Genomic DNA, 21,378 nt, shown 5'->3' on the forward strand with positions numbered 1-21,378 from the left:
TCGATCAAACCGTGCGCCAGCCCCCACGCAGCCGGCAAACCAGCCGCTCGCCGACCCGCGCGAGCCAGTGCAGCGCCCGCTCGTCGACCCGCTTCGGCACCGAGAACGCCACCCGCGCGCATGGTGCACCTTCGACGCTCAGCCACAGCCGCTCGCCGCGGCGCAGCCGCAGCGTGTGGCCCGGCGAGAGCCAGTAGTCCGAGGTGTCGTCACTACGGGTGACCCACACCGCACCGCCAGAGACCTTGAGCCGGGTGCTGCGCGTGACGCGCATCGGCACCGTTTCGCCACTACGGATTTCAAACGCAATACTCGAATAAATTTCTCGCATGATGCTCTCCAGAAAGCTGCCTCGACGCCTACAATCGTAGGCGCAGCAGGGGAAAGCACAAAACGATGAATTTTGACGGGTTTGTGAGAAAAATTGCAATGGACCTCAAACAGCTCCCCGCTCTGAACGCCGTCCGCGCCTTCGAGGCCGCGGCGCGTCACGAGAGCTTTTCCCGCGCCGCGGACGAACTGTTCGTCACGCACGGCGCGGTCAGCCACCAGATCCGCGCGCTCGAAGCCGATCTCGGCGTCACGCTGTTCGCGCGTGACGGCAAGCGCGTGCGCCTCACCGAAACCGGCCGGCGCTATGCGGCGCAGGTCCGTTCAGCGCTGTCCGCGCTCGCCGACGCCACCCGCGAACTGCGCGCCGGCGACCGCGAGCGGCGGCTCGTCGTGTCGGTGCTGACGTCGTTCGCGGCGCGCTGGGTGACGCCGCGCATCGGCAGCTTCATCGAGACCTATCCGCAGTGGGACCTCGAGCTGCTGTCCACCAACGCGCTCGCCGATTTCGCCCGCGACGACGTCGACGCCGCGATCCGCTTCGGCTACGGCAAATACCCGGGCCTGCATGCCGAGCTGCTGCTGGACGAGATTTTCTTTCCCGTGTGTGCGCCGACCTTCAACGGCGGCAAGCTGCCGAAAACGCCAGCGGAGCTGGTGAAGCTGCCACTGATGCGCTCGGACGACGAGCTGTGGCGTCCATGGTTCGACGCCGCCGGTCTCGCCGACCTCGCGGAACCGAAGCGCGGCGTGCTGTATCAGGATTCGTCGAATCTGCTGCAGGCAGCCATCAATGGCCAGGGCATCGCGCTCACGCGCCGCTCGATCGCGCTGCAGGAAATCGTGACGGGGCGGCTCGTGCGTCTCACCGATATCGATGGACCGAGCCCGTGGCAGTACTACTTTATCTGTCCGCCGCACATGATGCAGACGGAGCGGGTGCGGGCGTTTCGTGACTGGCTGTTCGCGGAAGTCGCGGTCTTCAGGACGCTGTTCGAGGAAGCGTGCACCGAGGGCGCGAAGCGCGGCGCCGAAGTGGCGACCGCCACGCTGCGCGCGCTTACAGCACCACCTTGACCATCGGGTGGCCCGTCAACGCGCGATAGATGTCGTCGAGATGGTCGCGGCTCGTCGCGCGTACCGTGACCGTCAGGCCCGTGTAGTTGCCGCCGCTCGATGCACGCGTCTCGACGCGCGTCGCATCGAATTCCGCATCGAACTGACGGATCACGCCGACGATCGTTTCCGTCAGCTCGGGGTGCGACTTGCCCATCACCTTGATCGGGAAATCGCAGGGAAATTCAAACAGGGATTCGTTCACCGGACTCATCTTCCACTCCTTGCAGCGCATCGACTGCTTCCCGCGCTCTCGCGCGCTGATACGCGTCGTACAGCGCAGCATACACCGGCCCAGGCTGGCCCTTGCCCACCGGGCGTCCGTCGAGCTGCGTGACCGGCAGCACCTCGCGTCCGGCCGAACTGAGCAGGATCTCGTCGGCGGCGAAGAGCGTTGCCGCATCGATATCGCGCGACTCGAACGCAATGCCGCACACCTGTGCGAGTTCCGCGAGCAGGCCGTAGCGGATGCCTTCGAGAATCTTCTCGTCGCGCCGCGGCGCGAGCAGCACGCCATCCTTCACGACCCACACGTTCGACGACGACCCTTCGGTCAGCACGCCATCGCGCAGCAGGATCGTTTCCGCCGCCTGCTGCTCGCTCGCGAACTGCGCCATCAGCACGTTGCCCAGCAGCGACGTCGACTTGATGTCGCAGTTGAGCCAGCGGCGGTCCTCAGCGGTCACGCAACGCACGCCGCGTTCCCGCTCGGCGGCGCCGGGCAGCTTCAGCGGGTTGACCATCATGAACACGGTGGGCTGTACGCCCGTCGGGAACGCATGCGCGCGCTTCGCGACGCCGCGCGTGATCTGCAGATAGACCAGCGCGTTCTGGTCCGCCGGCAGCCCGGCGTCGCGAACGTTCGCGGCCACGAGACGCGCGATCAGCGCGCGCCAGCCGTCGGCATCGAACGGATTCGCGATACCGACTTTCGCGAGCGAACGCGCGAGCCGCGCCATGTGCTGCGCGAAACGGAACGGCACGTGCACGTGCGCCTGCGCGCCGCCGCTCGCATACGCATAGAGCGGCACGACTTCGTAGATGCCGTCGCCGAAGATGAAGCCGCGATCCAGCACCGGCACGCGGGCTTCGGAAAGCGGCGTCAGTTCGCCGTTCAGCCAGACGATCGGCTCGATCGCGGCCTCGCTCATCGGACTCACTTCTTCTTGTTGAACATCAGCATCAGCGAATCCCACACGCGGCCGACGATGCCCGCCTGCGGCACCGCCTGCAGCGCGACGACCGGGAACTGCGCGACGGTCTTGCCATCCGCCACCATCTGCACGGTGCCGACCTGCTGGCCGTTCGCGATCGGCGCGATCAGCGGCGAGTTCACGGTGACCTGCGGCTTCACCTTGTCGCCCATGCCCTTCGGCACGGTGATGTACTGGTCGGTCTTCACGCCGATCTTGACCGTATCGCTCGCGCCCTTGTAGACGCGCGGCGTGTCGATCGACTGGTTCGCACGGTACAGGCGCAGCGTGTCGTACGCGGTGTAGCCGTAGTTCAGCATTTTCAGGCTGTCCTGCACGCGGTCATGCTCTTTCTGCTCGCCCATCATCACGCTGACGAGGCGGCGCGACGCATCGGGCGAGCCGGGCAGCGGCCGCTTCGCGCTCGCGATCAGGCAGTAGCCCGCTGCTTCCGTGTGGCCAGTCTTCAGACCATCCACCGTCGGGTCGATCCACAGCAGACGGTTGCGGTTCGGCTGCTTGATCTTGTTGTACGTGAATTCCTTGACCGAGAAGATGTTGTAGTACTCGGGATAGTCGCGGATCAGCCGTGCCGACAGCACGGCCAGATCGCCCGCCGTCGTGTAGTGATTCGCATCGGGCATGCCGTTGACGTCCGCAAAATGCGTATGCGTCATGCCGAGCTTCTGCGCCTCGGTGTTCATCATGTTCACGAACTGCGACTCGCTGCCGCCAACCAGTTCGGCGAGCGCGATGGCCGCGTCGTTGCCCGACTGCACGATCATCCCGTAGACGAGGTCGTGCACGGTCACCGGCTTGTTCGCCTCGATGAACATGCGCGATTCGTCGGTCTTCACACGGCGCACCGCATCGCTCGGCATCACCGTCTGGTCCATCGTGATCTTCTTCGTGTCCAGCGCCTCGAACACGAGGTAGGCCGTCATCAGCTTGGTCAGCGAAGCCGGCTCGACGCGCTCATCGGGGTTGCCCGATGCGAGCACCTGATTGCTCGTCGCATCGACGAGCACCCACGAACGCGCGTTGACCGCGGGTGGCGGCACCTGCGCCCATGCGCTGCTCGCGGCGACGAGCGACGCGGGCAGCAGCACGCCTAGCGCGACGGCGCGGCGAAGCGAGTGACTGGCGGCGGAGGGAACGAATTGCGACGGAGCGGAGAAGCCGGAGGAGAAGAAACGCATAGGATCGATTCGGGCAGAAAAGTGCATCGCGCGTGTCGGGACGCGCGGTTTGGAAGAGCCGGTCGGCGAGCACCCGGCCGCGTTGCGACGCGGCGCTCGCGGGACTTCCGGCCACGCGATCGGATCGCGCAGCGTCGCGGCCAGCGCAGCCAGGATAACACCTGGCGTGGCTGGCATCGAGCGTCGCTGCGCCCAAAAAAATTTGCGCCCATTATACGCGCCGCCCTTCGCGATTCAGCCGAAATGCGGGACGTGCAGCGGTTTTCGCCGGATGCGTGGAGGCGGCGCGTGCAGCGAGACGCGCGCGCGGAACGCAGCGTGACGCGCGCACAACCGCTGCGCGCGTCACGCACTGCGCGATGCATTCAGAAGGCTTTCGAAGCGAAGACCGGAAGCGACGCTCAGCGCCACGCGTCGACGATGATCCGCTTGAGGATGTGCAGCTTGCGATGCAGAAAGTGTTCGGCGCCGGGGATCACGATCACCGGCAGTTCCTGCGGCCGCGCCCACTCGTAGACGGACAGGATCGGCACCGTTTCGTCGTTCTCGCCGTGGATCACGATGGTCGACTCGGGCACCGGCGCGACGTTCCAGTTGCTCGCCGCCGTGCCGACGAACACCATCCGCTCGATGGTTTCGCCCGCATCGCGCAGACGCGCCGCGACATGCGACAGCACGAAAGTGCCGAACGAGAAGCCCGCGAGCACCAATGGCAGCTGTTGCTGCCCCGGCTGCGCGCGCATGTGCGCGAGCACCGCGAGCAGATCGTCCTGCTCGCCTTTGCCCTCGTCGTGCTCGCCTTCGGTCAGGCCGACTCCGCGGAAATTCGCGCGATAGACGATGTAGTTCAAACCGACCAGCGTGCGCGCGAGCGTCTGCGCGACCTTGTTGTCGAGCGAGCCGCCGTAGAGCGGATGCGGATGCGCGACGAGCGCGATGCCGCGCGCCGTGGCCGCGCCGTTGCCGCCGGCTTCGCGCGCGTCGTCAGGCAGATCGAGCGCGACCTCGATCTTGCCGACGGGTCCGTCGATCGTGTACTTCTTCGTGTGGACGTTCATGCGCGGCTCACCGGTCGATCAACAGACGCTCGACGATCTTGCCCTGCGCGAGATGCGAATCGACGATCTCGTCGATGTCGGTTTCGTCGACATACGTATACCAGACGCCCTCCGGATACACGACGACGGTTGGGCCTTCCTCGCAGCGATCGAGACAGCCGGCCTTGTTGATGCGCACCTGACCCGGCCCCGCGAGACCGAGTTGCTTCACGCGCTTTTTCGCGTGCTCCTGCATGGCCTGCGCGTTGCAGTTCGCGCAGCTCGGCCGTTCCGCGCCGGGGTCGCGCTGGTTCAGGCAGAAGAACACGTGGTACTTGTAGAAGTTGTCCATGAAGTGGGCAAGAAGAGTGAGTTGTCGGGTAGTGAAAACGCCCGGAGACTTCGAACGATTATAACGAGCGCGCTGTGACGCCGCAGACCGCCCGCCGCTAGCGCATGCGCCGCCGCATGCGTCGTGCGAGCCACGCCCGCTCCACCGAAAACGCGACCCACACCAGCGCCGCATACGGCCACGTCCACGCAAGCCAGCTCGCGAGCCCGTTGAAATGCAGGTAGCGCCCTTGCCGCCAGTCGGCGAGCACGACGTCGTAATACGGATTCACCGGCAACAGGTTCACGAGCAGCAGCGACACGACAAGCGCGCACGCCGCGAGTGCCGCGCGCCACGCAACCGGCAGACGCAACGCGATCAGCCCGAGCACCGCGCCGATCACGAGACCGCCGAGCGCGCCGGGCGTCGCCCAGTCGAACGCGAGACCGGATTCCGATTGCAGATAGGTCGCGCCGGCCTTCACGACGAGCGTCCCCGCGATGAGCACGAGCAGCAGACGCACACGCGGCGCGCGCGGCCGCATCGGCACCGACGCAAGCGCGCACGCGGCAAAAAGATTCAGCGCGGTGACGATGGCTTCCCAGCCGTCGTCGGGCAGCAGGCCACCGAGCGCGGCCGGCCACGCGCCGACCTGCCACAGCGAAGGCAGCCACGTGAGGAGCGCGTTCTGGATCGACGGATCGGCGTGCAGCCACAGCGTGCGCGGCCAGTCGCCCAGGCCGAACAGGCGTGGCGCGGGGAACATCGTCGCGAACGGCCACAGCGCGGCGAGCCCCATGATCGCCGCGGCTTCGCGCTCGAACCACTGAAAACGCAACCGCCGCAGCATGCCGCGATCGAGCAGCGCGCCGGTGGCCGGCGCCATCAGCGCGGCGCCGAGCAGCGCGCCGAGCGCATTGGTGGCGAGATCGAGATTCGACGCGACACGCGTGGGGAGATAGGTCTGCACAGCCTCCATCACGCTCGACAGCAGCGTGCCCGACACCAGCGCCAGCGCGACCGCCGCGCCACCGCGGCAGCGCGGATACAGCGCGAGCACGACGAGCGCGCCGAACGGCATGTAGCCAAGCACGTTGGTCACGACGTCGAAGCTGGTCCAGTACTGCGGAAACGGATCGAACAGATAGTCGAACGGACCGAGGCCGAGCGAACGCCAGCCGGAAAACGGATACCACGAGCCGTACACGATCAGCGCCGTGTACACGGCGAGCGCCTGGCGCGACAACGGCGATGCGCGCCGCTCCCAGGGCTTGCCGGTCATGCGGCGCTCCGGTGACTGCTTTGGTGACCGGTTTGGTCACAACCCGCAACAGCAATTGCCGCCGTGCGCGATGCGTCGTACCGTGCGCGCCGCCGCCCGCTCATGACGTCGCCGCTAGTGACGTCGCCGCTGGTGACGTCACCGCGAATCGCATCGCTGCGGATCCCGGCGCGCGCATCGACGCTTGCCTCACTGCGCGGCAACCAGCGTCTGCATGCCGAGCCACGCATCGATCTGCGCGACGAGGTCGTCGCTCGCGGCCGCGAGCGCGGCGGCGCCGCCCGCCGCATCGGCCGAACTCGCCGGCGCGCGCGCGATGAACGTGTGCTGGCCGATCACCTTGCCCGCCTGGATCAGCGTCGCGCGCGCAGTCACCGCGGCGTGACTCTGCGACTGCCCGTCGAAGACCTGCTCGAACTCGTCGAGGTCCACGCGCAGCACCGGCGCGCGCACGCCGTCCGCGCCCGTCAGTACTGCGCCGCGCGACGTCAGCACGCTGCGCAGACGCTGCGTGAGCAGTTGCGCGGGCGGCATCGTCCAGTGGCTGTTCGCATAGGCGGCGGTGCGCTGCGCGTCGGCGTAGCTCAGCCGGTAGATCAGCCTGTCGGAATCGAGCGTGGACGGCGCGGTCACGTCGAGCACCTTGATTGCGGGCAGCGAGCCGCTGCTCGACGGCGTGGTGTTGGGTCCGAGGTCGTAGCGGATGTCGGCAAGCGCCGACGGCGTGCCGGCACAGCCGGCGAGCGCCGCGCTCATCACGAACACGAGCACGAGCGCGGCAAGCGCACCTGAAGGAAATGCACGCTGGGTCAGGGGTGGCATGTCAGTCATCCTCGATCGTCACTGGGGAGCGCGCGCGGCGGGCCACGTGAAGCCGGGCTCGCCCGGGCCGGGCGCGGCCGCCGGCGCGCCGAACAGCACGCTGCGCGGGCTGTTGCTGAACGTGTCGGCAGCGCGATCCACGGCGCGGGCCGCCGAACGCACGTCGTCGGCGAGCCCGTTCACACGCGGCAACGTGTCGTAGCCGACGCGCGCGGAAAGGTCCTGCAGTGTCTCTTCCATGGACGTCAGTGCGACGCCTGCCTGCTCCGCTGCGGTGCCGACCTTGTTGAGGTTCGTTTCGAACGGACCGTCGGGCCGGTTGAGCGTTGTAATGAGCTGGTTCGTGGATGCCAGCGTATGGTTCAGCTGATCGACCGTGCCAGGCAGCTTGCCTGCCACCGGCCCAATCTGCTGGGTCAAGGTGGTGACGCCGTCCGCCGCGTGCTGGAGGCTCGCGGCGGTGGCCATCAACTGCTTGCGCGTGTCGTCGGACAGCATGTTGTCCGCGTCGTTCACGACTTTCTGCAATTGCCGCATCAGCACGTCGCCGCGTTCCTGCAACTGGTCGAGCAGCCCCGGGCGCATCGGAATTTCCGCGACGTTCTTCATCGACGACGGCAACGGCGACGGGTCCTTCCCGGTATCTTCGAGCTGCACGAACGCGAGGCCCGTCACGCCCTGAAAGCCGAGCGTGCCGAAGGTGGAGCGCGTGATCGGCGCGTGCTGGTCGACGAGAATGCGGATCACGATCTGACCCGGATGCGTGCGGTCGAACTTGATCGACGACACCTTGCCGACATCGAGGCCGCGGTAACGCACGGCGGCGTCAGTATACAGCCCCGTCACGTTGGTTCTCGCGAGCAGGTCGTACGGAATGCGCACCGTGCGGTCCACGTTGAACAGGAACGCCGCGGCCGCGATCGCGGCGAGCAGCACGATGGTGAAAAGCCCGGCCCAGAACGCGTGCGATTTGTTTTCCATTGTCAGGTTTCCTGGTTCGCGTCGCGAGTGCGCATGCTGTTCATGATGGTTCGGTGTCCGAGGTTGCCGCCGCGAGCGCGGCGGGCGGCAGCTTCACGCGCCGCTCCACCGGCAGCGCCTGCAGCGCGCGACGGCCGCGCAGCCCGAGGAAGTACTCGCGGATGAACGGATGGTCGACGCTCGCGGCCTCTTCCACCGGCGCCGCGACCAGCACCTTGCGGTCCGCGAGCACCGCGACGCGCGTGGACAGTGCGACCATCGTGTCGAGGTCGTGCGTCACCATCACGACCGTGAGACCGAGCGCGCGATGCAGCCCGCTGATCAGCTCAACGAATTCGTCGGACGCGCGCGGATCGAGCCCCGCCGTGGGTTCGTCGAGAAACAGCAGCTCGGGCTCCAGCGCGATCGCGCGCGCGAGGCCCACGCGCTTCACCATGCCGCCCGACAGCGCAGCGGGCATCTTCGACGCATGCTTGCACGGCAGGCCCACCATCTCGAGCTTCAGCATCACGAAGTCGCGCAGCAGGTCCTCCGGAATCTTGCCGAGCTCGCGCAGCGGCTGCGCGATGTTGTCGAACACCGACAGCGACGAGAACAGCGCGCCGTGCTGGAACAGCATGCCGGAGCGGCTGCGCATCAGGCGCGCTTTGGCGGGATCGATGGTGGCCGTATCTTCGCCGAACACCTTGATGGTGCCCGACGTCGGCCGCTCGAGACCGAGAATCTGCCGCACGAGCGTGGTCTTGCCCGAACCCGATCCGCCGACGAGCGACACGATCTCGCCGCGCCGCACGTCGAAGTTCAGATGCTGATGGACGATGTTGCGGCCGTAGCGTTTGGTCAGGTCGCGCACCTCGATCACCGTTTCGGCGATCTCGGGCTTCGGCTGGCCGCGCACGGCCTGGGTGATCGGTGCGGTCATGACGTCAGCCCCACGTTCTGGAACAGGATCGCGAACACGGCGTCGGCGAGGATCACGATCGTGATCGACGACACCACCGAGGACGTCGTGCCCTGCCCGAGGCTCTGCGAATTCGCCTTGATGCGAAAGCCGAAATGGCAGCCGACGATCGCAATCAGCATGCCGAACACCACGCCCTTGCCGAGCCCGATCCACAGGTTCGCCGACGGCACCACGCTCGGCAGCGCGCGAAAAAAGTAGTTCATGTCGATGCCGAGCACGAGCTTCGCGGCGAGCGCGCCGCCCGTCAGCGCGATGATGTTGGTCCACACCACGAGCAGCGGCATCGCCACACCCAGCGCGAGCACGCGCGGCAGGATCAGCCGCAGCCCGTGCGGAATGCCCATCACGCGCATCGCGTCGAGTTCTTCGGTCACGCGCATCACGCCGATCTGCGCGGTGATCGCGGAGCCCGAACGGCCCGCCACGAGAATCGCGGACAGCACCGGCCCGAGCTCGCGGATCACCGACAGCCCGAGAATATTCACGATGTACTGGTTCGCGCCGAACAGCCGCAGCTGCTGCGCGGACAGATAACTGAGCACGATGCCGATCAGGAACGCGACGAGCGCCGTGATCGGCAACGCGCGCGCGCCGGCGTTGTAGATGTTCGCCGAGATCTCGACCCACGGCACCGTCTTCGGATTGCGCAGCACATAGAGCAGGTCCATCACCACGCGGCCGAACATCGCGACGCCGCCATACAGATGCTCGGCGAACGCGAAGATCGCGAGCCCGAGGCGCGTGAACGGATCGATGCGCGGCACGAGTTCGGCCGGCTCGCGGACGGTATCGAGCGTGGCGATGCGGTTGAAGATGTCGCGCTGCGTGTCGGTGAGCGCGACGATGTCCTTCGGCAGCCGGTGTCCCCAGAGGCGCCATAGCGCCTGGCCGCCCACGTGGTCCATCCGCTCGATGCGCGACAGGTCCCACTGGCCGACGGTGTCCCGGCCCAGCTCGCGCAGACGCTGCGTCACGCGGCCCCGGTGGCGGTCGCGCGCGAGGGCGAGCGCGGTCCACTGCCCTGACAGCCGGACGATCTTTCCTTGGTTGCCGGTGGATATTTCCAGACCAGGCGGCGTATCGTAGTTCAAGGATCGCTGGGATTCGGGTTATCGGATCACGGCCATTGTAACGAAGCCTTGGCGGCTGGGGCTTCCGGCCTTCGATCGAACCTCGGGTGGCTACAATACGCGCTATGAATACGACCTCTTCCGCTTCACCGTCCGGCGCCCCTGCGGGCGACTGGCGCATCGACCGTGATCGCGCGATCCAGCTCTTCGGCGCCGCGGCGCACGGCTGGCCCGTCGAGATCGTCGAGGAAACCGGCTCGACCAACGCCGACCTGATGGCCCGCATGAAGGCGCTGCCGCGCCGCGCCGATGCGCTCGCGCGGCCGGTCGTGCGGGTCGCGTACCTGCAGACGGCCGGGCGCGGCCGGCGCGGGCGTCCGTGGTACGCGGAGCCGGGCAATGCGCTGCTGTTCTCCGTTGGGTGCGTGCTGCCGCGGCCGCTCGAAGGACTCGCGGGCCTGAGCCTCGCGGTGGGCGTCGCGCTCGTCGACGGGCTGCGTTCGCTGCCGGTGGCCGGGCCCGGCCAGATCGCGCTGAAGTGGCCGAACGACGTGCTGCTCGAAGGCGACAAGCTCGCCGGCATCCTGATCGAAACCGCGTGGAGCACGGACACGGCGAGCGCCGTCGTGATCGGCATCGGCACCAACGTGAAGGGCGCCGACGAACTCGCGGCGAAGATCGCGACGCTCAATGCCGGCGCGCAGGCCGAACTGCCGCCCGACGTGCGCGGCACGGTGCCGACGGCGCTCTCGCGCGCGCTGCCGAACGCGAACCTCACGGATACGCTCGCCGCCGAGCTGAACGCGCTCGAACCCGCGCTCGCACGCTTCGGCGCCGAAGGCTTCGCGCCGTTCCAGGCTCGCTGGAATGCGTGTCACGCGTACGCGGGCCGCGAAGTCGTGCTGATCGAGCAGGGCACGGACACGACGCGCGGCGTGGCGGCCGGCGTCGACGAACGCGGCCAGCTGCAGCTCGATACGGCGCAAGGCCGTCAGCTGATCTCGACCGGCGACGTGTCGCTGCGGCTCGCGCATCCGGCCGGCGGCGCTGCATGAGCGGCGCGGGATCGCTGTTGATCGACGCGGGCAACAGCCGCGTCAAGTGGGCGCTGGTCGACGCGCAAGGCAAGCAGCAGCATGGCGGTGCGTTCGCGCACGACGCGGCGCACGCGCCCGCCGGCGGGGGCCTGTGGCCGCAGGTCGCGCAGCCGGGCGGCGCGTGGATCTCGAATGTCGCGGGCGAAGCGGTCGCCGCTCGCATCGACCGGCTGATCGACGCGCACTGGCCGGATCTGCCACGCACGACGATCCGCGCGCAGACTGCCCAATGCGGCGTCACGAACCGCTACACGACGCCGTCGCAGCTTGGCAGCGACCGCTGGGCGGGCCTGATCGGCGCGCATGCCGCGTTTCCCGGCGAGAACCTGCTGATCGCGACCTTCGGCACCGCAACGACGCTCGAAGCGCTGCGCGCGGACGGCACCTTCGAAGGCGGGCTGATCGCGCCGGGCTGGGCGCTGATGATGCGCTCGCTCGGCGAACACACGGCGCAACTGCCGACGCTCGATACCCACGCGGCACGTGGTCTGCTCGGCGCGGACGGCGGCGGCGCCGGTGGCAACGACGGTCGCGATGCACGCCGCGCGCGTTTCGCAACGGACACGCCGCGCTCGCTGTCGGCGGGCAGCGCGCTCGCGCAGGCCGCGCTGATCGAGCGCGCGTGGGCGGACCTTCAGGACGACTGGCAGGTGCCGGTGCGCCTCGTGATCGGCGGCGGTGCCGCGGACGAGGTGACAGGCATCGTCAAGGTGCCGCATACTCGCCACGACGCGCTGGTGCTGGCGGGTCTCGCGCTGATCGCGGCGGACGCCAGCACGGGGCGCGTGGCATGATCCGGGTCGCGTGTCACGCGGGTTACGCGTATCACGCGCGCGCAGTGGGTGCGGCGTGCGGCTGTACTCCACGCATCACCTGAGCTTGATCCTTTCTCGGAGATTTCGACGATGCTGCGCTGGCTGATCGGCATTCTCATCCTGGCGAACCTGGTGGCGTTCGGCGCGGTGCGCGGCGCCTTCGGTCCGCTGCCGTCGTCGGGCCCGCGCGAGCCCGCGCATCTGAACCGCCAGGTGCGTCCGGAAATGTTGCGCGTCGAGCCGCTGTCCTCGGCGGACGCGGCCGATCAGGCGGTGGTCGGCGGCCCGGCGCCGTCGCCCGTCGTGCGGGCTTCTACGCTCGGGCAGTGAAGCCGCGCGCAGTCAATCGGCGCGCAATGAGTCCGTGGATTACGTGCCCGCGCGCAATCACGCGCATCAACCCTGCGTGCGCACGCGCTTGAGCAGCGCCGTCGTCGAGCGGTCGTGCTCGAACGGAATCGCGATCGCGCGGCCGCCCCAGCTGCGCACCAGCGCCGATTCCGCCAGCTTGTCCATGTCGTAGTCGCCACCCTTCACGATCACGTCCGGACGCAATGCGCCGATCAGCTCGATCGGCGTCTGCTCCTCGAAGCCCACCACCCAGTCGACGCATTCCAGCGCCGCCAGCAGCGCCATCCGGTCGGCCTGCTGGTTGATAGGGCGGTCGTCGCCCTTGCCGAGCATCCGCACCGACGCGTCGCTGTTCACGCCGACGACGAGCGTCGCGCCGAGCGCCTTCGCGTCCGCGAGATACGTGACATGCCCGCGATGCAGGATGTCGAACACGCCGTTGGTGAAGATCACCGGTCCCGGCAACGAGGCGCGGCGCGCGGCAAGCGCGTCGCGGCTGATGAGCTTGCGTTCGAAAGGTGCTGGCATAGAGGTTCGGGCAGTTCAGCGGTTCGGTTCAGTGACATTCACATGAAAACGGCCCGGCAAGCGCTAGCCTGCCGGGCCGTGATCGATCATCGCGTTCGATGCGTGCGGGAAGGGGCAACCGGTCAGGCCGGCTGGCTCGTTCCCTGTTCGGCGGCGAGCCGCGTCACGATTTCCTTGCGGTAACGGTTGAGTTCCTGCGCGGTGGCGAACGTGCGCTCGAACAGCAGCGACAGGTTGTGCAGGATGCGCTCGATAACCTTCTTTTCCCACGTATCGTCGAAACGGATCTGTTCGTCGAGCCAGCGCTCGAGCCATTCCGGATCGGGCAGACGCGACTGCACGGTGTCGCGCGGGAACAGCGCCTGGTTCACGTGCAGGTTGGTGGGATGCAGCGGCTTTTCGGTGCGGCGCGCCGATGCCATCAGCACGCCGATCTTCGCGAACGACGCGCGCGCGACGTCGCCGCAGTTCACGAGCGCCTTCTTCATGTAGCGCAGGTACGCACCGCCATGACGCGCTTCGTCGCGCGAAATGGTTTCGTAGATGTGCTTGATGACCGGCTCGGTGTGCCACTCGGCAGCACGGCGATACCAGTGGTTCAGGCGGATTTCGCCGCAGAAGTGCAGCATCAGCGTTTCGAGCGGCGGGGCCGGATCGAACTCGAAGCGCACCGCGTGCAGCTCTTCTTCGGTCGGGCACAGCTCGGGCTTGAAGCGGCGCAGGTACTCCATCAGCACCAGCGAGTGCTTCTGTTCCTCGAAGAACCAGACGCTCATGAACGCGGAGAAATCGCTGTCATGGTGGTTGTCGCGCAGGAACATTTCCGTCGCGGGCAACGCGGACCATTCGGTGATCGCGTTCATCTTGATGGTGGCAGCCTGCTCGTCCGTGAGAAGCGAAGCGTCGAACTTGTCCCAGGGGATGTCTTTCTCCATGTCCCAGCGAACCGATTCGAGCGATTTGTAAAGTTCCGGATAAAGCATGGTGTTCATAGTCCCACCCCTGTTCTGCGCATTGCGACGTCTGTTGTGTCAGGCTTGTTCGACCGGCCGGGCAGCATGCGTCGCCACCCGGTCAAGAATTCAATTTTAAGCGGTATTTGAGCACTTCGACGCACGTTGAGCAGCGAAGAAGCGCCTGCGGCACCGGATGATGCCGCAATCGCCGCACCGCGTCATGCCGCCGTACCCTGGGTAGGGAAAGCCCGTGCCTGGAGTCGAGCCGGCCGCGACATACCGCAGCCCAGCAAGCTTCGCGCCGGCCCCGACCGGCTCGTGGACAGTCGGTTCGAGCATTGTCCGGCGAGTGTTGCCGGCTGCCCGCGACGCCCCGCGAAGCTTACATGATCATAGCATGCCGAAGTTTCAGGCCCCGCTTTGCGAAGGCGCTGCAACGCCGCGCACAGGCGCTCATTCCGCCGGCGGCGGGGTCTTTTTCGGCGTGCGGGTGCCCGTGCTCTTCGTCGCGCCGCTGCGTTTCGGCGTGGCGCTCCGGGGCGCGCTCGCGCGCTTCGCGGCGGCTGCCTTCGGTGCGGCGGCGGCTTCGGCCGCGGCCTGCACGCCCTCGGCGGCGGCATTCGCCATCGCGCCCTGCTGCGCCATCGCGAACGTCGCGAGCTGGTTGAACTGCGACTGCAGCAGGTTCCACCACGGGCTCGGATCGAAGCCCGCGCCTTCGGCCGCGTCGGCGGGCGCGGCGTCTTCAGCGGCGCGCTTCGGTTCTTCCGCGCGCGGCGAGCTCGAGAACGCCGACGAGCCCGACGACGTCGAGTACGACGATGACGATGGCGAAGCTGCGGAAGACGCCGACGAAGCCGCGCTCATCGGCGCCTGCGCGAACGCGCCAAACGCGCGCAGTGTCGCGAGCGTCGCGCGCTGCACTTCGAGCGCCTGGATCGCCGACTGCAGCATGTTCAGGTTGAGCTTCAGCCATTGCTCGACGGCGCGCATGTCGGTGATGCGCTTGTCGAGCTCTTCGACGTTGGTGAGCGGCGCCATCATGTCCGACATCATCGACAGCGAAGGCGCGAAGCCCTGGCCCGCGCCCGGCGTCGCACCCGGAAACGCCTGGCCGAACGGCGTGAGCCGCATCATGTCCCACATGCGGTCGAGCATTTCAGCCGGCGGAAAACCGGGGAAGCCCGGAAAGGGCGGCGTGGAGCCAGTCGGATCGGTCATGCGTTTCTCCTCACACCGTCGTTGAAAAGGGAATGCCGCGGGTCGCGCGAATACCGTGCATCGGGGCGGCGCATCGACCCGATGTTACCGCGAGCCCGTGACGGCACAAGCAGGGTTCGCGCAAATCGCGCGCCACGGGGTTCGTGCGCTTTGGCGCCGCATCGCCTATCGCTTCGATGCACGCATCGGTGCTTACACATCGCCCGCAGGCTTGCCCGGCCGTTCGACGAACGGATCGCCGCCAGGAAAATTGGGCGCGCGCCGCTCGCGCAGCGACTCCACGCCCTCGCGCACGTCCGGCCCCGCAAAGCCCATGAATTCCAGCGCCAGCGACGCATCGAACGCCGGTCCCGCGGTGCGCAGCCAGTTGTTCAGTGCGTACTTGGTCCAGCGGATCGCGGTCTGCGAGCCATCGGCGAGTTTCTTCGCGACCTCGAACGCTTTCGGCAGCAGATCGTGATCGTCGACGGCGAGCGACACGAGCCCGATGCGCTCCGCCTCTTCGCCCGACACCGGCTCGCACAGCAGCAGGTAGTACTTCGCCTTCGCCATCCCGCACAGCAGCGGCCAGACGATCGCCGCATGATCGCCCGCGGCGACGCCCAGGCGCGTATGGCCGTCGATGATGCGCGCGCTCTTCGTCGCGATCGAGATGTCCGCGAGCAGCCCCGCGACGAGCCCCGCGCCGACGGCCGGCCCGTGCATCGCCGAGACGATCGGCTTGCCGCAGTTGATCACGTTGTAGACGAGATCGCGCGCCTCGCGCCAGACCCGCGCGCGCACGTCGAAGTCGGTCGCCATCTGTTCGACCAGATGCAGATCGCCGCCGCCCGAAAATCCCTTGCCTTCGCCGCGGATCACCGCGACGCGCGTATCGGGATCGCGATCGACATCGCGCCAGATGTCCGCGAGTTCGCGATGCATGTTCGCATCGGCCGTGGCGAGGCCGCTACGGTTCGCGCCTTCGCCGCTCATCACGATCTCGAGGATGCCGTGCGGATGCCGCCGCATCCGCAACGACCGGTAGTGCGAGTAGAAGCTGGGCGTAGCCGGTGTCGTGTCGTCGTCGTGCATGGCGGTCGTTCCTCGATACTGACTTGCGTCTTCATCGACGGTCGGTGCGGGTCAGTGCGGCTGATACACCCACTTGCCGTCGCGGATCTCGACCATCACGCGCGCGCGTTGATCGAGGCCAAGATGGTCGGTCGGGCTCATGTTCACCACGCCGTTGGTGTCGGCGAGCCCGTGCGTGGCTTCGAGCGCATCGCGCAGCGCGCTGCGGAACGCCTGCGTGCCCGGCGCGCCCGCTTTCAGTGCGACCGGAATCGCGTTCTGCAGCAGCATGCCGGCGTCCCACGTGTACGAACCGAACGCGGACACGCTGCCCTTGCCGTGCACCGCTTCGAAGCGGCCGATGTAGTCGAGCGCCACGCGCCGCGCCGGATGATCCGCCGGCAGCTGCGCGGCGACGAGCACCGGGCTCGCGGGCAGGAACGTGCCGTTGCAATCCGCGCCGCACACGCGCAGGAAATCGTTATTGCCCACGCCGTGATTGTGATAGATGAGGCCCTTGTAGCCGCGTTCCTTCAGCGTCTTCGGCGGCAGCGCGGCGGGCGTGCCGGCCGCGCCCACGACGACCGCATCCGGATGCGCCGCCATGATCTTCAGGATCTGACCGGTCACGCTCGGATCGGTGCGGTTGAAGCGCTCGCTCGCGACCACGTTGATGTGATGGATCTCCGCGAATTTCGCAACCTCCGCGTAGAACGTCTCGCCGAGCGCATCGGCCTGGCCGATGTACGCGATCGTCTTCACGCCGTGTTCGCTTGCGTGCGCCATGATCGCGGAGGCCATCATCGCGTCGGTCTGCGGCGTCTTGAACATCCAGTGTCGTTTCGCATCCACCGGCTCGATGATCTTCGCCGACGACGCGAGCGAAATCGCAGGCGTCTGCCCTTCGGCAACGACATCGAGCATCGCGAGCGAGTTCGGCGTGATCGACGAACCGATGATCGCGTCGACGTGATCCTCGCTGATCAGCTTCTTCGTGTCCTGCACGGCCTGCGTGGTATCCGATGCGTCGTCGAGCACGATGTACTCGACCTGCTGTCCGCCGATCTGCTTCGGCAGCATCGCGGCCGTATCGCGCGCGGGAATGCCGAGCGAAGCTGCCGGGCCGGTCAGCGACAGCACGAGCCCGATCTTCACCTGGGCCATCGCCGCTGCCGGGAATGTCACCGCCAGCGCAACGCCAAGCACGCCGACAATGCTTGCGCTGATGCGGGTGTTCGCTTCGGGCATCGCTGTCTCCTCACCTTTGTCGTTCGTATCGTGGTGTGTGGTGCACGCGGGCGCTATGCAACGGTCCCATTGCGTCGCGTCGAGCGTCAGTTTAGCGGCGCATTCCCGCGCGGCCATCGGGCGAAACCCTTTCGCCTCGCGGCCCTCGCCGAAACGTCAGTGCGAGCCTTCCAGCGGCGCCACCGCCTGCTCGATCGCGCCGAAGATCGACTTCGCGGAATCGTCGAACATCTCGATCTTCACCGTATCGCCGTAGCGCATGAATTCCGTTTGCGCCGCGCCGTGCTCGATGGTTTCGAGGCAACGCTTCTCGGCGATGCAGCAGTAGCCGCGCTTCGCATCCTTGTTCGACACCGTGCCCGACCCGACGATCGACCCCGCGCGCAGGTTGCGCGTCTTCGCGGCGTGCGCGATCAGCTGGCCGAAGTGGAACACCATGTCCGTGCCCGCATCGGGCTGGCCGACTTTCTTGCCGTTCCAGTGCACGATCATCGAGCGGTACACGCGGCCTTCGCGCCAGTGCTCGCCCAGTTCATCGGGCGTGACCGCGACCGGCGCGAACGCGGTGGCCGGCTTGCTCTGGAAAAAACCGAAGCCCTTTGCGAGTTCCGCGGGAATCAGGTTGCGCAGCGACACGTCGTTCGCGAGCGTGACGAGCCGGATGCTCTTCAACGCGCGTTCGGGGGTCACGCCCATCTTCACGTCGCCGGTGATCACGGCCACTTCCGCTTCGAAGTCGATGCCCCACTCTTCCGATGCGCAGACGATGTCGTCGTGCGCGCCGGCGAAGTCGTCGCTGCCGCCCTGGTACATCAGCGGGTCGGTCCAGAACTCGGGCGGCATCTCTGCGCCGCGCGCGCGGCGCACCAGCTCGACGTGGTTCACGTACGCCGAAGCGTCGGCCCACTGGAACGCGCGCGGCAGCGGCGCCATACAGTCTTTCGGTTCGAACGAAAAGACGTTGCGGGCGCGGCCCGCGTTCAGCGCCCCGTACAGGTCGAGCAGTTGCGGCGCGTAGAAGGTCCAGTCGTCGAGCGCGCGCTGCAACGTCGGGACGATCGCATCGGCAATCGCGGCGGTGCGCAGGTCGCGCGACACGACGATCAGTTGACCGTCGCGCGTGCCGTCCTTCAGCGAGGCAAGTTTCATAGGCGATGTATGCGTTGGAGTGACGATGGAAGGAATCTATTCTACGATGGTGAATCCGCGTGGCCCAAGCGGCGCGCTTTTTGTGGTGGTTGGTGATTGCGCGCTGCCTGTCGTGCCGATCGCGTCTTTCATCATCTTTCACCGTCCTCTTTCGTTTTTCGCCGTCATGCCGCCATCCGCCCGCCCGTCACTTCCCGCCACCGACGACGATCCGTCCGCCACCTCGCCGTTGAACGCCGCGGACGACACCGATGCCGACGAGCCCGCCGAAGCCGGCGAAGAGAAGCTGCGTTCGGGCATCCAGTCGATCGAGGTCGGCTTCCGGCTGCTCGAGGTGCTGACGAACGAGCCGCGCGCGATGATGCTGCGCGATCTCGCGCAGCGCGCCGGCATGAGCCCGGCGAAAGCGCACCGCTATCTGGTGAGCTTCCAGCGGCTCGGCGTCGTCGCACAGGATCCGGTATCGGGGCGTTACGAGCTCGGCGGCTTCGCGCTGCAGCTTGGCCTCGCGCGGCTCGCGCGGGTGGACGGCGTGAAGCTTGCGCGCATCGCGCTCGCGCAGCTGCGCGATCAGCTCGATCTCACGGTCGGCATCGCCGTGTGGGGCAACCAGGGGCCGACGGTCGTGCACTGGATGGAGTCGAGCTATCCTGCGAAGGCTTCGCTGAAGCTCGGCGACGTGATGCCGCTGCTCGGCTCCGCGACGGGCCTGCTGTTCGCCGCGTACCTGCCGCGCAGCAGGACCGCCGCGATGCTCGAACGCGAACTCGCGGATGCACGGCGCTCGTCGCTGCCGGGTGCGCCGCGCAGCATCGGCGACGTCGAACGGCTGCTCGACGAAGTGCGCGAGCATCGCGCGGCGCGCGTCGAAGGGATGCTGCTGCCGACGATTCACGCGTTCTGCATGCCGGTGTTCGATTCGACCGGCGACCTTGCGCTCGGCCTGATTGCGCTCGGCCACGAAGGCGCGTTCGATATCGCATGGGACGGCGCGGTTGCCACCGCGTTGCGCGAGTGCGCGGACAAACTGTCGTACGAGCTTGGGCACAGCGCTCAACCGCGCTGACGCAAGCACATCATTTAACATTCTTCTCTCATCGCTTCGGTCTGCTTTCGTTCTGATGTCGTCGCCTTCTGCCGTTCCACGCCACGAGTCGCCACTTGATGCGTCACATGCCGGCACGCCGCGAGCGTGGCGCTGGATGGTCGTGTTCGTCGTCGTGATCGTGCTGCATGGGCTCGCGGCATTGTGGTTCGAGCGGCACCATCAGGCGTTTCGCCCGGTCGATACGAAGAACGTGCCGGTGCAGGTCGCGTTGTTGAAGCCTGAACGCATCGAGCAGCAAGCGGCAGCCGCGGCTGCGCATCCGGCCGTGCCTGCGCCATCGCCGCGCCCCGCACAAGCACCGAAATCGAGGCCGCGCGCGCCCGCGGAGCATGTGCTCACATCCACGCGAACCGACGTCAAGCCTGAGGTTGCAGCGGCGTCCGAAGCAGCAAGCGCGGCAGCCGCTACACCGGCGAGCGGTGCAAGTGCGAGTGCGGCGAGCGGTGCTGGTGCAGCTAGCGGTGCAACCGCCGGAGCCCAGCCGAACGCGGCCGCTAAAACCACCGCCCCTGGCGTGAAGTTCTCGGTGCCACCCTCCGGCGATCTCGACTACGACACTTTCTACAACGGCGTGCGCAACCAGGCTGGCACCATTCATTGGGCCAGCGACGGTCACCGCTACCAGATGATCGTCTCGGTGCCGCTGCCATTCGTCGGCACGTTCAGCTGGACGAGCGAAGGCAGGGTCGACGCATTCGGACTCGCGCCGGACCAGTACATCGAACAGCGCGGCCATCGTCCGGCCGACTACGCGATTTTCAATCGCGACACGAAGCAGATCGTCTTCACGAAGACGCCAACGAAGCTGCCGCTCACCGATGGCGCGCAAGACCGTTTCAGCATGGTGATGCAGCTCGCCAGTCTGGTGCGCGGCGACCCCGATGCGTACAAGCCGGGCGTCACGCGACAATTCTTCGTGGTCGACAACGACAGCGGCGAAAACTGGCCGATCGAGACCATCGGCGACGAAACCGTGCGCACCGCGCAAGGTTTCGTGACGGCCCGTCATTTCATGCGACTTCCGCGTCACGATGGCGACAAACGCCGCATCGACGTCTGGCTCGCGCCATCGCTCGGCTGGCTGCCGGCGCGCCTCGTGCAGACCGAACCGAACGGTACGCAGGTCGAACTATTGTGGCGCGGCAAGCTGGAGCCGCCGCAAGGCAATGTGACGATGAGTGGCGCTTCGAACACTTCGTCACCGGAACGCAACGCGAGTGGCGCAACCTCGAATGGAGCATCGACTCCACCCGCGAGCCCACCTTCCAATGCACCGGTCAATGCATCCGGAATCGCCTCGCCTGCGAGCGGAGAAACCGCCGCCAGCAGCGATGCAACGGCGCCCCCATTGCCGCCGATGCCCGCTACGCCCGCACCTGCGCCATCGCAGGCGGCGGGCACGGAAGCTGCGCCCTCATCTGCTCCTGCATCGCGGGACGCATCGCCTGACGACAGGCACTGACGCGCCCGCGCATCAATACCCCTACGCGCGGTGCCTTTACCCCTTGGCGCGCGAGCGGATTCGCC

The 21,378-nt window shown here is 67.2% G+C and carries 23 protein-coding genes; 6 read left to right on the top strand and 17 right to left on the bottom strand.

Features of this window, described 5'->3' with window-relative positions; genetic code table 11:
• Nucleotides 1-4: 4 nt before the first annotated feature.
• The gene (locus DVS29_RS17450; protein WP_118181729.1) at nucleotides 5-331 is read right to left on the bottom strand and encodes a DUF2917 domain-containing protein; all 327 of its coding nucleotides are present in this window, start codon (nucleotides 329-331) and stop codon (nucleotides 5-7) included.
• A 98-nt stretch (nucleotides 332-429) separates the two neighbouring features.
• On the opposite strand from DVS29_RS17450, the gene DVS29_RS17455 reads away from it, so the two are divergent.
• Nucleotides 430-1,407 (top strand): transcriptional regulator GcvA, encoded by a 978-nt coding sequence (locus DVS29_RS17455; protein WP_118181730.1) that lies wholly within the window; start codon nucleotides 430-432, stop codon nucleotides 1,405-1,407.
• Here DVS29_RS17455 and DVS29_RS17460 read toward each other — a convergent pair.
• The 10 genes from DVS29_RS17460 to DVS29_RS17505 form a co-directional block, all read right to left on the bottom strand.
• Complete coding sequence (locus tag DVS29_RS17460) at nucleotides 1,391-1,660, bottom strand: DUF493 family protein (RefSeq protein WP_118181731.1); 270 nt, start codon at nucleotides 1,658-1,660, stop codon at nucleotides 1,391-1,393. The genes DVS29_RS17455 and DVS29_RS17460 overlap by 17 nt on opposite strands.
• A complete protein-coding gene (locus tag DVS29_RS17465; protein ID WP_118181732.1) occupies nucleotides 1,632-2,597 on the bottom strand; it encodes a D-amino acid aminotransferase in 966 nt (321 codons plus the stop codon). Before DVS29_RS17465 ends, DVS29_RS17460 begins: the two co-directional genes overlap by 29 nt.
• Before the next feature lie 5 nt (nucleotides 2,598-2,602).
• Entirely contained in the window at nucleotides 2,603-3,838 is a 1,236-nt protein-coding gene (locus tag DVS29_RS17470) for a D-alanyl-D-alanine carboxypeptidase family protein (RefSeq protein ID WP_118181733.1), read from the bottom strand.
• Between the two features lie 401 nt (nucleotides 3,839-4,239).
• Entirely contained in the window at nucleotides 4,240-4,896 is a 657-nt protein-coding gene (locus DVS29_RS17475) for an alpha/beta hydrolase (RefSeq protein WP_118181734.1), read from the bottom strand.
• Between the two features lie 7 nt (nucleotides 4,897-4,903).
• Nucleotides 4,904-5,227, bottom strand: a complete 324-nt coding sequence (locus DVS29_RS17480; protein WP_118181735.1) for a (2Fe-2S) ferredoxin domain-containing protein — start codon at nucleotides 5,225-5,227, stop codon at nucleotides 4,904-4,906.
• Between the two features lie 97 nt (nucleotides 5,228-5,324).
• Nucleotides 5,325-6,488 carry a VanZ family protein gene (locus DVS29_RS17485; protein WP_118181736.1) on the bottom strand — a complete coding sequence of 388 codons (1,164 nt, stop codon included), beginning with the start codon at nucleotides 6,486-6,488 and terminating at the stop codon, nucleotides 5,325-5,327.
• Nucleotides 6,489-6,677: 189 nt separating this feature from the next.
• Nucleotides 6,678-7,310, bottom strand: a complete 633-nt coding sequence (locus tag DVS29_RS17490) for an ABC-type transport auxiliary lipoprotein family protein (protein WP_118181737.1) — start codon at nucleotides 7,308-7,310, stop codon at nucleotides 6,678-6,680.
• Between the two features lie 18 nt (nucleotides 7,311-7,328).
• Nucleotides 7,329-8,291 carry an MlaD family protein gene (locus DVS29_RS17495; RefSeq protein WP_118181738.1) on the bottom strand — a complete coding sequence of 321 codons (963 nt, stop codon included), beginning with the start codon at nucleotides 8,289-8,291 and terminating at the stop codon, nucleotides 7,329-7,331.
• Between the two features lie 40 nt (nucleotides 8,292-8,331).
• Complete coding sequence (locus DVS29_RS17500) at nucleotides 8,332-9,213, bottom strand: ABC transporter ATP-binding protein (protein WP_118181739.1); 882 nt, start codon at nucleotides 9,211-9,213, stop codon at nucleotides 8,332-8,334.
• Nucleotides 9,210-10,346 (bottom strand): MlaE family ABC transporter permease, encoded by a 1,137-nt coding sequence (locus tag DVS29_RS17505; protein ID WP_118181740.1) that lies wholly within the window; start codon nucleotides 10,344-10,346, stop codon nucleotides 9,210-9,212. Before DVS29_RS17505 ends, DVS29_RS17500 begins: the two co-directional genes overlap by 4 nt.
• A gap of 104 nt (nucleotides 10,347-10,450) precedes the next feature.
• Between DVS29_RS17505 and DVS29_RS17510 the strand changes: the two genes are divergently transcribed.
• From DVS29_RS17510 to DVS29_RS17520, 3 genes are all read left to right on the top strand, one after another.
• Nucleotides 10,451-11,380: a biotin--[acetyl-CoA-carboxylase] ligase gene (locus DVS29_RS17510; protein ID WP_118181741.1), complete on the top strand. Its 930-nt coding sequence runs from the start codon at nucleotides 10,451-10,453 to the stop codon at nucleotides 11,378-11,380.
• Nucleotides 11,377-12,216, top strand: coding sequence for a type III pantothenate kinase (locus tag DVS29_RS17515; protein WP_118181742.1), 840 nt, complete (start codon nucleotides 11,377-11,379; stop codon nucleotides 12,214-12,216). Before DVS29_RS17510 ends, DVS29_RS17515 begins: the two co-directional genes overlap by 4 nt.
• A gap of 111 nt (nucleotides 12,217-12,327) precedes the next feature.
• Nucleotides 12,328-12,567 carry a hypothetical protein gene (locus DVS29_RS17520; RefSeq protein WP_118181743.1) on the top strand — a complete coding sequence of 80 codons (240 nt, stop codon included), beginning with the start codon at nucleotides 12,328-12,330 and terminating at the stop codon, nucleotides 12,565-12,567.
• 66 nt (nucleotides 12,568-12,633) lie between these two features.
• On the opposite strand, the gene rfaE2 is transcribed toward DVS29_RS17520, so the two are convergent.
• The 6 genes from rfaE2 to DVS29_RS17550 all read right to left on the bottom strand — a co-directional run bounded on the left by rfaE2 (nucleotide 12,634) and on the right by DVS29_RS17550 (nucleotide 18,743).
• Nucleotides 12,634-13,116 carry a D-glycero-beta-D-manno-heptose 1-phosphate adenylyltransferase gene (gene rfaE2 / locus DVS29_RS17525; RefSeq protein ID WP_118181744.1) on the bottom strand — a complete coding sequence of 161 codons (483 nt, stop codon included), beginning with the start codon at nucleotides 13,114-13,116 and terminating at the stop codon, nucleotides 12,634-12,636.
• A gap of 122 nt (nucleotides 13,117-13,238) precedes the next feature.
• Nucleotides 13,239-14,108 carry a ferritin family protein gene (locus DVS29_RS17530; protein WP_118181745.1) on the bottom strand — a complete coding sequence of 290 codons (870 nt, stop codon included), beginning with the start codon at nucleotides 14,106-14,108 and terminating at the stop codon, nucleotides 13,239-13,241.
• Nucleotides 14,109-14,525: 417 nt separating this feature from the next.
• Nucleotides 14,526-15,293 carry a PhaM family polyhydroxyalkanoate granule multifunctional regulatory protein gene (locus DVS29_RS17535; RefSeq protein ID WP_118181746.1) on the bottom strand — a complete coding sequence of 256 codons (768 nt, stop codon included), beginning with the start codon at nucleotides 15,291-15,293 and terminating at the stop codon, nucleotides 14,526-14,528.
• A 192-nt stretch (nucleotides 15,294-15,485) separates the two neighbouring features.
• Nucleotides 15,486-16,367, bottom strand: a complete 882-nt coding sequence (locus DVS29_RS17540; protein ID WP_118181747.1) for an enoyl-CoA hydratase/isomerase family protein — start codon at nucleotides 16,365-16,367, stop codon at nucleotides 15,486-15,488.
• Between the two features lie 51 nt (nucleotides 16,368-16,418).
• Nucleotides 16,419-17,594: an ABC transporter substrate-binding protein gene (locus tag DVS29_RS17545; protein ID WP_118181748.1), complete on the bottom strand. Its 1,176-nt coding sequence runs from the start codon at nucleotides 17,592-17,594 to the stop codon at nucleotides 16,419-16,421.
• Between the two features lie 156 nt (nucleotides 17,595-17,750).
• Nucleotides 17,751-18,743 (bottom strand): fumarylacetoacetate hydrolase family protein, encoded by a 993-nt coding sequence (locus tag DVS29_RS17550; RefSeq protein ID WP_118181749.1) that lies wholly within the window; start codon nucleotides 18,741-18,743, stop codon nucleotides 17,751-17,753.
• A 166-nt stretch (nucleotides 18,744-18,909) separates the two neighbouring features.
• Here DVS29_RS17550 and DVS29_RS17555 point away from each other — a divergent pair, with 166 nt between their 5' ends.
• Both DVS29_RS17555 and DVS29_RS17560 read left to right on the top strand, forming a co-directional pair.
• Nucleotides 18,910-19,809 carry an IclR family transcriptional regulator gene (locus DVS29_RS17555; RefSeq protein ID WP_118181864.1) on the top strand — a complete coding sequence of 300 codons (900 nt, stop codon included), beginning with the start codon at nucleotides 18,910-18,912 and terminating at the stop codon, nucleotides 19,807-19,809.
• Nucleotides 19,810-19,864: 55 nt separating this feature from the next.
• Nucleotides 19,865-21,313: a DUF3108 domain-containing protein gene (locus DVS29_RS17560; RefSeq protein WP_118181750.1), complete on the top strand. Its 1,449-nt coding sequence runs from the start codon at nucleotides 19,865-19,867 to the stop codon at nucleotides 21,311-21,313.
• Nucleotides 21,314-21,378: the final 65 nt, after the last annotated feature.

The sequence above is a fragment of the Paraburkholderia phosphatilytica genome, from assembly GCF_003443895.1.
In the GTDB taxonomy this organism is placed as follows: Bacteria; Pseudomonadota; Gammaproteobacteria; order Burkholderiales; family Burkholderiaceae; genus Paraburkholderia; species Paraburkholderia phosphatilytica.